This window comes from Micromonospora sp. NPDC051296 (assembly GCF_040682255.1).
Classification (GTDB): Bacteria; Actinomycetota; Actinomycetes; order Mycobacteriales; family Micromonosporaceae; genus Micromonospora; species Micromonospora craterilacus.
Map to the genome: position 1 here is coordinate 1 of NZ_JBFBAO010000690.1, position 1,019 is coordinate 1,019.

The 1,019-nt window shown below is 68.6% G+C and carries 1 protein-coding gene and 1 pseudogene; one reads left to right on the forward strand and one right to left on the reverse strand.

What is annotated here, in order from left to right:
- Positions 1 to 347, reverse strand: a pseudogene (locus tag AB0M52_RS34155) (hypothetical protein); the annotation flags it as partial.
- A gap of 122 nt (positions 348 to 469) precedes the next feature.
- On the opposite strand from AB0M52_RS34155, the gene AB0M52_RS34160 reads away from it, so the two are divergent.
- On the forward strand, positions 470 to 919 hold the full coding sequence (locus AB0M52_RS34160; RefSeq protein ID WP_363962043.1) for a hypothetical protein: 450 nt from the start codon (positions 470 to 472) through the stop codon (positions 917 to 919).
- Positions 920 to 1,019 lie beyond the last annotated feature (100 nt).

Consider the following 1,019-nt stretch of genomic DNA (forward strand, 5'->3'; position numbering starts at 1 on the left):
TCAGCCTCGCCGGCCGGCAACACCCCATCGGCTACCACCTCGCAGGCCGACGCGTCACCATCCGCCTCGACCGCGGCGTCCTGCACCTGCTCGACGCCGACCGAACCCTGCTGCGCAGCCTGCCCAACCCGCTGACCCCACAAGAGCAGGCCCGCATCCGCGACGCCCGGCCCGCCGGACCACCACCCACCCCGACAACCCAGCCACTCCGCGTCGAACGACGCGTCAGCAGCCGCGGCGTCCTCGCCATCGCCGGTCAGAAAATCCACGTCGGCATCGGCCACGCCGGCCGAACCGTCACCGTCGAAGACGCCGACACCACCTTCCGCGTCCACGACGGCGACCAACTCCTCACCGAAGTACCTCGCACGACCACCAAGCCCATCGGCCGGTTCAAAGTCCGCAAGCCCGAACCCCCACGACAGCGTCGGATAGCCTGCACCGACCGCGACGACAACGGAGCCCGACCATGAAGCTGCCGCCCGGAGCCACCGGCTTCAACCCGCCACCCGGTCACCAGGCGGACCTCAGGGCCTTCACCGCCGTCTGCCACCACGCCGCCCGCACCATCGGCGCCACCGTCACCGGCGTCACTCCTGCCGGCGTCACGCCCAACTTCCACACGATCGACATCACCCACGCCCAGCACCACATCGCGGTGCTGCGGCACACCGCCCTGCCGTTCATCGCCTTCGCCCGCCCCCGAGCCGGCGGCGACGTCACCATCACCTTCGTCGACCATCCCGACCTCGCCGCCGCCATCACCACCCTGACCGACGCCCAGGTCCTCACCGTCGAGCAGCTACGAACCCCGCTGTCACAGGTCGACCTGAGCGCTCTCGACCCCGGCGAGCACGACCAGATCAGCTACTGGAAGCCGACCACCGTCGGCGAGCTGCTGTTCAACTTCTGGGACTGAAGACCCGTAGCCTGAAAGCAGGAACGACCCAAGATCGTCTAGCCGGACGTGTCACGGATCAAGTGACAACGATCCGTAACGCATCAAGTGGAGCCCGACA